Origin of the sequence: Micropruina sp., from assembly GCF_027492755.1 — a bacterium.
GTDB lineage: Bacteria > Actinomycetota > Actinomycetes > Propionibacteriales > Propionibacteriaceae > Micropruina.
This window is the reverse complement of the sequence record NZ_JAPUED010000118.1, coordinates 1-8,176: the sequence shown is the minus strand read 5'-3', so window position 1 is coordinate 8,176 and position 8,176 is coordinate 1. Positions and strand designations below refer to the sequence as shown.

Sequence of the window (8,176 nt, the reverse complement as noted above, 5' to 3'; positions counted from 1 at the left end):
CACTTACCGGCGCGCCCGCGGTCAGGTCTCGAGCTCGATCAACGGGTTTCAGTCAGGTAGCGGTCGAAGACGGCGATCGGATGATCGGCGGGCAGCGGGCCGGCCGGGTCACGCGCTAGCCACCAGCGGGCGATCTCGTCGCCGGTCGCCACCCAGCTGTCGCCGGCGTCCACGATCAGATCGAGCAGATCTCCCAGCATCGCTGCCCGCGACGGCGTCCCGATCAGTTCGGGGTGCAGGTCGAGGACGAACAGCAGGCCCTCCGCCCGGTGTGCGGAGAACTCGATCGACCAGTTCGCGAAGACGTCGCCGACCGGCGCGATCCGCGGGCTGCCGGCCGGGATGGCCGGGTCCAGGTTGAAGGCGAAGTAGGCGGCGTCGTCCAGTTCGTGGTGGTGCGGCAACTCGACCAGTCCGCAGGGCAGCGTGATCGGCAGGTCGTCGCCCCGCAGCTGCGACGACCAGGTGAAGCCGTCGGCGCGCAGCAGGTCGGCCAGCGCAGGGTGGGCGTCGCCACGCCCCGGCCGGAAACCGACGGCGCGGACGCCGTGCCGCTGCTCGATCCGCTCGCGAGCCTCGACCACGCAGCGATGCTGGTCGGCCAGGCCGAGCGTGCCGAAGTCCTCCAGGGCGAGCCCGCTGACGGCGATCTCGTGCCCGGCGGCGACCACCTCGGCGGTCAGCGAGGCGTGTGTCTCGGCGTTGCGGGACGGCAGGAACCAGCTGGAACGCAGGCCACGATCGGCGAGCACGGCGAGCAGCCGCTCCGCCCCTCGGTTCGTTCCGTAGCGCCCCACCGACAACGACTTCTGCCTGGTCACCGCGGACGGGTCGGCGGCCAGAACGCCCAGCTCGGCCTCCAGCGCGACCGTGATCAGGCAGGCGAGCTGGCCACCGTTGGGCCAACGGTCACTCATCGGGCGACGAGTTCCGGAGTCCGCGCCCAATCGGCGATCTCGGCGAGGGTGGCGAACCAGGGGTCGGCCGCTCGCAGTGCACCGAGCCACTCGGCGAGCAGCTGGGCGGGGCCGGGCCGTCCGACGAATTTGGGGTGGAAGATCGTCACCAGGCAGCCACCGGCCGCGTGGTAGCCGCTCGCCTCACGCCGCCAGGCGTCCAGCGTGGCCGGATAGGACGCGATCCGCGCCCCGCCCGAGGGCCAGTCCGGGTCGCGGGTGTAGGCGAGGCTGGTGTAGTCGTCGAGTTCGGAGCGGGCCGGGATCTCGATCAGGTCGGCGTCGGCGTGCCGGTACGGACGGTCGTCGTCGCGCATCGAGCTCGAGTAGCTGAAGCCCAGTTCGGCGAGCAGTTGCGGCGTGCCCGGCGTCCAGTCGCCGGACGGGGTGCGAAAGCCGACCGCCCGGCCGCCGAGTTCCGCGGCGAAGATCGCCTGGCTGCGTTCGATGATGGCCCGCTGCCCGGCCAGGTCGTGGTCGGCGAACCGCTCGTGCTGATAGCCGTGGTGGGCCACCTCGTGGCCGGCGTCGACCAGCCGCCGGCACTGGGCCGGCCAGTGCTCCACCACCCAGGCCGGGACGAAGAAGGTCGCCGGCAGCGGCTCGAGAAGACGCAGCAGCCGGTCCACCCCGCGCCACACGCCGTAGCACTTCTGGCTGAAGTAGGCCGGACGCCGGCGCAGCGAGCCGTCCAGCATCGCGTCACCGGTGGGGCCGTCCAGGTCGAAGGCAAGACCAACCGCGCTGGCCCGATCATCGGGCCAGCGCGGTGCAGACGTGGGTGAGGACGAACTCACTTGGTGCCGTTGATCACCGGCGCCAGCTTGTATTCCTCCAGGCCCCACTTGGTCAGGATCTTGTCGTACTCGCCGTTGGCCTGGATGTCCTGGAACGCCTTCAGCAGCGCATTCGCGAGCTGCATGTCGTCCTTCATCACGATGGCGCCGAACGGGGTGCCGGGCAGCGGATCGAGGACGACCTTGTACTTGCCCTTCTCGGTGAATTTGTCGAGGTAGGCGATGCCCTCGCCACCCTGCACGGCCAGGTCGGCACGGCCCTGCTCGATCTGCAGCCGGGCGGCGGCACCCGAATCGGTGCTCAGCCGCTCGATGGCCGGCTTGCCGGCGCTCTCGCACACCTTCTTGCTGACGTCCGCGACCTGGTCGTAGTAGTCGGTCTTCGAGCTGACCGCGACGGTCTTACCGCAGATGGTGTCCTCGCCCGTGTATCCGCCGGCCTTGTCGGTCAGCGCGTAGAACCTGCCCTGCGAGTTCAGGTAGTCGACGAAGGTGGCGCTCTTCTGTCGTTCGACGGTGTCCGAGATGCCCGACATCACCGTGTCGACCCGACCGGTCGCCACCGAGTTGATCAGCTGGTCGAACGGGGTCTCGACCAGTTCGACCTTGACCCCGAGCTGCTTGGCGACCGCATTCGCCAGATCGATGTCGGCGCCGATCGTCTCGTTGGCGTTGTCCGGGTTCTTGAACGCCATCGGCGCGTACGCGGGCGACGTCCCGACCTTGAGCGTGCCGCTCTGCGCGATCGCCGGCGGCAGGCCACCGGCCGACGCGTCGGCGCTCGGTGTGGTCTGCGCAGGCACGCAACCGGACAGGGTGAGCACGGCCAGCGCCGCTCCGGCCGCGACGGTACGGCCCTTTACTTTGATCATGGTGGCTCCTCTTATGGAAAACGTGGGTTCACAGGATGCGGGACAGGAATGCCTGGGTCCGCGGGTGTTGCGGATTCACCAGCACTTCCTCGGGTGGCCCGAGTTCGACGATCTCACCGTCGGCCATGAAGGCGACCCGGTCGGCGACGTCCTTGGCGAAGCCGATCTCGTGCGTCACCACGATCATCGTCATGCCGGAATCACCGAGATCGCGCATGACCTGCAGCACCTCGCCCACCAGTTCGGGGTCGAGCGCCGAGGTCGGCTCGTCGAACAGCATCAGCTCGGGGTTCATCGCCAGCGCACGCGCGATCGCCACCCGCTGCTGCTGGCCGCCCGACATTTGCCGCGGGTACTGATTGCCGCGATCGCCGAGCCCCACCTTCTCGAGCAACTCCTGGGCGGCCTGCTTCGCCTCGGCGGGCTTGCGCCTCTGCACCTGGACCGGGCCCTCGACGATGTTCTCGATCGCCGTCATATGCGGAAACAGGTTCCAGCGCTGGAAGACCATCCCGATCGACCGGCGCTGGCGGGCCGCCTCTTTGTCGGACATCTCGTGCAGCTTGGTGCCGACCTGGCGGTAGCCGATCACCTCCTCGCCCACCCAGATTCGTCCGGCGGAGACCGTTTCGAGGTGGTTGATGCAGCGCAGCAGCGTGCTCTTGCCGGAGCCGGAGGCACCCAGCAGCACCACCACCTCGCCCCGGTTGATCACCAGATCGATGCCGTTCAACACGTGCAGGGGGCCAAAACTCTTGTGCACCCCTTCGATCCGCACCAGTGGCTCCCCCACCGGCACCTGGGACGCATCCAAAGCCTCTGCGGTCATCTCAGCTCCTCTTGCCCGTGAAGACGGCCCGCAACTTCTGCAGCGGTGTGGGTGGCAGCGCCCGGCTGGACGCACCCTTGGCGAACGCTCGCTCCAGGTAGAACTGCCCGATCGACATCACCGTCGTCGCCGCCAGGTACCAGATCGCGCAGACGATCAGCAGTTCCATGATCTTGCTGTTCACGTAGTACACGTGCTGCGCCTGCGAGAGGATCTCGGTCACGCCGATGGCCGAAGCCAGCGAGGTGGTCTTCACCATCGAGATGACCTCGTTGCCGATCGGCGGAATGACCACCCGCATGGCCTGGGGCAGCACGATCCGGCGCATCAGGTGGATGCGGGTCATGCCGATCGCGCTGGCCGCCTCGGTCTGCCCCTCGTCGACCGACAGGATGCCGGAGCGAATCACCTCGGACGTGTAGGCACCCTGGTTCAGCCCGAGCGCGATGACGGCCGCGACGAACGGTGTCACCACGTTGATGGTCTTCACCACTCCCATGCCCGGGACGAAAAGCACCGGGAAGATCAGCGCGATGTTGAACCACATCAGCAACTGCAGATAGACCGGGGTGCCGCGGAAAACCCAGATGTACAGATACGCGACACTCGACGTGACCGGATTCTTCGACATCCGCATGATCGCGGTGACAACGCCGATCACCAGGCCGAGCGCCATCGAGATCACCGTCAGCACCAACGCGACCAGAATGCCCTCGATCATCACCGGGACGGTCAGGTATTCGGCGACGATCGACCAATCGATCTTGGCATTCGCCATCGCCAGGCCGAGCCAGACCAGGAAGGCGACGACCAGCACCGCACCCACCCAGCGACCGATGTGACGACGTGGGACGACGGTGAGTTCGTCGGCCGCGATGGCCGCCTCGGGTGGTGCCGTGCCGGCCGGGCCTGCGCTCATGAGTCGTCCCTTTCATCGCCGTTGGATCCTGGCTATTTCGGCCGGTCGAGCACCCTGACGCGCACAACTTGGGGGCGATACTCTCATGTCTCGGCCGATCCCGGCGTTCGCCGTCACGCTAACAGGACACCGGTATCTCAGGCTAGAGACGGACATATTCAAACAATCCCGCAACGAGGCCGAAACAAAGGACGACCGATGGCGGATCTGGCGCCAGAGCCGGCGAGGACAGGATCCCGACGCGCACCCACCCTGCAGCAGGTGGCGGATGCGGCCGGAGTCTCCCGCTCGACCGCCGCCCGCAGCCTGGGCAACTACGGCACCGTCGACCCCGCCCTGCGTGAGCGTGTGCTCCAGATGGCCCGCACATTGGGCTACCGCCGCAACGCGCTGGCCAGCAGCGTCAGCTCGGGCCGGTCCTGCACGATCGGAGTGGTGATCTCGGACGTCGAAGATCCACACTTCGCCCGCGCGGTGCGGGGGATCATCGACGCCGCCCGAGACCGCGGCTTCGACGTCATCCTGGCCAACACCGACGAGAAGCTCCAAGCCGAACGGGCGGCAGTCAAGGTCTTCCTGGACAAGCGGGTGGACGGCTTCATCGTCAGCCCGTCGTCCGGCATGGTCTCCAACCATCTGGACGAGATCCTGCAGATGCCGCGGCCGCTGGTGCTGATCGACCGGTTCCTGCCCGCACCCGAGAGCGACTGGGTGGGCGCCGACGACTACGCCTCGACCTGCGCGGTGATCGAACGGCTCGCCGGCGAGGGCCATCGCCGGATCGACCTGGTGGCGGCGACCTCGCGGTCGGTGGACGAGATCGAACAGGGCATCAGTCGGCCGATCTCTCCGATCGCGCAGCGCATCCGAGCGCTCCGGGACGCCACCGCCGCGCTCGGCGTCCGCTATCGGCTGCATACCGGGGCGATGTCGCGCGACTCGACCCGCCAGGTCGTCCGGGCCGCACTGGACGCACCCGATCCGCCCACCGCGCTGCTGGCCTCCTACAGCGAGATCGCACTGACCGCCTTCCAGGAGTTGCAGCAGCGCGGGCTGTCGGTGCCCGGCGATCTGTCCTTGGTCAGCCTCGACGACGCCCAATGGATGACGGTCAGTTCACCCGCGATCTCCGCCGTGCGGCGGCCGTCCTACGAGATGGGGGTCCGGGCGGCCGAGGTGCTGCTGGCCCGGCTGGCCGGTGACGGACCCGCCGGACGGCGGCACACGCTGCCCAACCTGATCATCGATCGCGAGTCGATCGGCGCCCCCCGTGTGACGGCCGAGTCGTCCAACCCGTAGCGGGCGACGCCGGGCCTACGCGCCGGCTATGCCGCCCAGCCGATGGACGCCGACCACCGATCGCGCGATCGAGCACTGATGACAGGTTCCGTCACTGCTTTCGCGAAATACCCCGAAAGCAGTACGCACATCGCGAAAGCTGTGGTCGATCGCGCGATCGGACGAGCCCGGCAGTAGGGGCTGAGCCCGCCGTACCATTGTCGTGGCACAATCGTGGCATGACACGACAACGGATCAGCACCACAGTGGACGCCGATCTGCTCGCCCGGGCGCGAGCGCTTGATCTCTCCGGTACCGACGCGAGCATGATCGAGCGGGCGCTGCGGGCGCTTCTGGCCGATGTCCGGGCGGGCGAGATCGACCAGGCCTACGCCGCCGGCTATGCCGCCCAGCCGATGGACACTCCTGACGAGTGGGGCGATCTGGCTAGCTTCGGCACCGCCATCCGCTCGCGCAGTCCTCGATGAGCCTTCCCGAATGGGGCGAAGTCTGGTGGTGCGAGCACCCCGAGATCGGACGCCGTCCCGTCGTGGTGCTCTCCCGAACGGCGGCCATCGCGGCGCGCCGGCTGGCCATGATCGCACCCTGCACGACGACGATCCGCGGCCTGCCCAGCGAGGTTCGACTCGAGCCCGGGGAGGATCCGGTCCCCCGTCCGTGCGTGGTCAACCTCGACTCCGTGGAACAGGTGCCGGTCGGCCTGCTCACCCAGCGGCTCGGACGGCTGGCCGGCGACCGCATGCACGCGGTCTGCGACGCCCTGGCGATCGCCGTCAACTGCGCGGAACGCTGAACCAGGAAGAACGTTCCCTGAACCGGTCCGGCGGCCCTACAGCAGCCCGTCGCGCAGCTGTTCGAAGATGAGCGCCCACCAGTCGTCAGGGTCGGCGAAGGCCGACGAGTCGATCCGTAGCAGCTCCTGTCTCAGGGTCGCCACCGACCGATCGATCGCGTCGTCATCAAGCTGCGGAAAAGTGGCCAGGGTGCTGGCGGCACGAAACAGGAACTCGGCGAAGGAGGCGAGGTCGGCGTTGACGCGGCGGATCGGACCGCCGTCCTCCCGGACCGAGACCACCTCGCCGTCCGGCGGACGGACGCAGATCCTCGATCCGAAATCGGTGCCGAACTGGATGGCTCCCGCTTCCGGTCCCGAGAAGACCGGGCGGAGCGGCCCAGCTGCGAACAAGGGCTCGGCCGCGTCCGGCAGACCCACCTGCACGAGGACGCCGGCAGCACGGCCGGTCAGACCCAGGTCCCGCACCAGCCCCGCCGGCCACCTGACCGGGTCGCCCCACACCCGCGCCGCATCCGTGGGGTCGGTCATCGCGGCCCCGGCAGCCTGCCGGCGTCCGCGGACACCACGATCTGGGCGTAGAGCAACCGGCGACCACCGTCGGAGAGCGTCGCCGCCACTTGGCGCCAGCACTTCGACTCGGTCACGGCTCAGTCGGCCAACGGGCCGAACTTCGCACCCAGCGCGGTCAGTTCGGCCTCGCCGCCGTCTTCGGCGGTCAGCACCCACAGGCCGTGCTTGGTCACCGTCATGGTGTGCTCCCAGTGGCAGGCGCGGGAGCCGTCCCGGCTGACCACCGTCCAGCCGTCGTCCAGGGTGGCGGTGCCTTCGCCGCCGAGGGTGAGCATGGGCTCGACCGCCAGGCAGATACCCTCGGTCAGCAGCGGGCCGCGGCCACGGCGTCCGTGATTGGGGACGTCAGGGGCCTGGTGCATCTGCGAGCCGATGCCGTGCCCGGTGAACTCGCGGATGATGCCGTACCGCTCCGGACGGCGGCTGCGCACATAGCCTTCGACGGCCGCCGAGATGTCGCCCACCCTGCCACCGATACGGGCGGCCGCGATGCCGCGCCACATCGACTCCCGGGTGACGTCGCTGAGCCGCTGGTCGTCCGGCCGGGGCTGACCGATGCTGAAGCTGATCGCCGAGTCGCCGTGCCAGCCGTCGACGATGGCTCCGAAGTCGACCGACACCAGGTCGCCCTCGGCCAGCACCCGTGAGCCGGGGATGCCGTGCACGATCTCGTCGTTGACCGAGATGCAGGTCACTGCGGGGAACGGTGGGATGCCCCAGCCGCCCCCGTAGTTCAGGAAGGAGGACGTGGCGCCCGCGCGGGCCAACTCGTCGCGGGCCAGCGCGTCCAGCTCAGCGGTGCTGACTCCTGCCGTCGCCGCGTCGCGCAGCGCCGCCAGGGTACGGCCGACCACCAGCCCGGCGCGCCGCATGACGCGTACCTGCTCGGGGGTTTTGACCTCGATGCCACCCGCCACGGATCAGTGACCGAGCCTCTCGGACAGCGCTGCCAGCACCCGGGCGGAGACCTCTTCGACGGTGCCCATGCCGTCCACCTCGATCAGCAGGCCACGCTCGCCGTAAACCTCCAGCAGCGGGTCGGTCTGCTCGTGGTAGACCTCCATCCGGTTCCGGATGGTCTCCTCGTTGTCGTCGGGACGGCCCTCGATCTCGGCGCGCTTCAGCATCCGCTGGATGA

10 protein-coding genes and 1 pseudogene are annotated in these 8,176 nt (G+C 68.8%); 3 read left to right on the top strand and 8 right to left on the bottom strand.

Going from position 1 to position 8,176, the window contains the following annotated elements:
* Positions 1–38 precede the first annotated feature (38 nt).
* Genes Q0066_RS08240 through Q0066_RS08220 form a run of 5 tightly spaced genes read right to left on the bottom strand, consistent with a single transcriptional unit; the run spans position 39 to position 4,373 of the window.
* Positions 39–917: a polysaccharide deacetylase family protein gene (locus Q0066_RS08240; protein WP_298131891.1), complete on the bottom strand. Its 879-nt coding sequence runs from the start codon at positions 915–917 to the stop codon at positions 39–41.
* A complete protein-coding gene (locus tag Q0066_RS08235; RefSeq protein WP_298131890.1) occupies positions 914–1,753 on the bottom strand; it encodes a polysaccharide deacetylase family protein in 840 nt (279 codons plus the stop codon). Before Q0066_RS08235 ends, Q0066_RS08240 begins: the two co-directional genes overlap by 4 nt.
* Positions 1,750–2,625, bottom strand: a complete 876-nt coding sequence (locus Q0066_RS08230) for an ABC transporter substrate-binding protein (protein ID WP_298131888.1) — start codon at positions 2,623–2,625, stop codon at positions 1,750–1,752. Before Q0066_RS08230 ends, Q0066_RS08235 begins: the two co-directional genes overlap by 4 nt.
* A gap of 28 nt (positions 2,626–2,653) precedes the next feature.
* Positions 2,654–3,454, bottom strand: a complete 801-nt coding sequence (locus tag Q0066_RS08225; protein WP_298131886.1) for an amino acid ABC transporter ATP-binding protein — start codon at positions 3,452–3,454, stop codon at positions 2,654–2,656.
* A gap of 1 nt (position 3,455) precedes the next feature.
* Positions 3,456–4,373: an amino acid ABC transporter permease gene (locus tag Q0066_RS08220; protein ID WP_298131884.1), complete on the bottom strand. Its 918-nt coding sequence runs from the start codon at positions 4,371–4,373 to the stop codon at positions 3,456–3,458.
* A gap of 198 nt (positions 4,374–4,571) precedes the next feature.
* On the opposite strand from Q0066_RS08220, the gene Q0066_RS08215 reads away from it, so the two are divergent.
* From Q0066_RS08215 to Q0066_RS08205, 3 genes are all read left to right on the top strand, one after another.
* Complete coding sequence (locus Q0066_RS08215; protein ID WP_298131882.1) at positions 4,572–5,672, top strand: LacI family DNA-binding transcriptional regulator; 1,101 nt, start codon at positions 4,572–4,574, stop codon at positions 5,670–5,672.
* A gap of 218 nt (positions 5,673–5,890) precedes the next feature.
* Complete coding sequence (locus Q0066_RS08210; protein ID WP_298131880.1) at positions 5,891–6,139, top strand: hypothetical protein; 249 nt, start codon at positions 5,891–5,893, stop codon at positions 6,137–6,139.
* Positions 6,136–6,465 carry a type II toxin-antitoxin system PemK/MazF family toxin gene (locus Q0066_RS08205; RefSeq protein WP_298131878.1) on the top strand — a complete coding sequence of 110 codons (330 nt, stop codon included), beginning with the start codon at positions 6,136–6,138 and terminating at the stop codon, positions 6,463–6,465. Before Q0066_RS08210 ends, Q0066_RS08205 begins: the two co-directional genes overlap by 4 nt.
* A 36-nt stretch (positions 6,466–6,501) precedes the next feature.
* On the opposite strand, the gene Q0066_RS08200 is transcribed toward Q0066_RS08205, so the two are convergent.
* The 3 genes and pseudogenes from Q0066_RS08200 to Q0066_RS08190 form a co-directional block, all read right to left on the bottom strand.
* Positions 6,502–6,996: an SUKH-4 family immunity protein gene (locus Q0066_RS08200; RefSeq protein WP_298131876.1), complete on the bottom strand. Its 495-nt coding sequence runs from the start codon at positions 6,994–6,996 to the stop codon at positions 6,502–6,504.
* Positions 6,997–7,115: 119 nt separating this feature from the next.
* Complete coding sequence (map, locus tag Q0066_RS08195; protein WP_298131874.1) at positions 7,116–7,955, bottom strand: type I methionyl aminopeptidase; 840 nt, start codon at positions 7,953–7,955, stop codon at positions 7,116–7,118.
* 3 nt (positions 7,956–7,958) lie between these two features.
* Positions 7,959–8,176: pseudogene (locus tag Q0066_RS08190) on the bottom strand (adenylate kinase); the annotation flags it as partial.

Coding starts and splice junctions, on each gene's coding strand:
- Q0066_RS08240 (WP_298131891.1), bottom strand. CDS start 917: ATGAGTGACCGTTGGCCCAACGGTGGCCAGCTCGCCTGCCTGATCACG.
- Q0066_RS08230 (WP_298131888.1), bottom strand. CDS start 2,625: ATGATCAAAGTAAAGGGCCGTACCGTCGCGGCCGGAGCGGCGCTGGCC.
- Q0066_RS08225 (WP_298131886.1), bottom strand. CDS start 3,454: ATGACCGCAGAGGCTTTGGATGCGTCCCAGGTGCCGGTGGGGGAGCCA.
- Q0066_RS08220 (WP_298131884.1), bottom strand. CDS start 4,373: ATGAGCGCAGGCCCGGCCGGCACGGCACCACCCGAGGCGGCCATCGCG.
- Q0066_RS08215 (WP_298131882.1), top strand. CDS start 4,572: ATGGCGGATCTGGCGCCAGAGCCGGCGAGGACAGGATCCCGACGCGCA.
- Q0066_RS08210 (WP_298131880.1), top strand. CDS start 5,891: ATGACACGACAACGGATCAGCACCACAGTGGACGCCGATCTGCTCGCC.
- Q0066_RS08205 (WP_298131878.1), top strand. CDS start 6,136: ATGAGCCTTCCCGAATGGGGCGAAGTCTGGTGGTGCGAGCACCCCGAG.
- Q0066_RS08200 (WP_298131876.1), bottom strand. CDS start 6,996: ATGACCGACCCCACGGATGCGGCGCGGGTGTGGGGCGACCCGGTCAGG.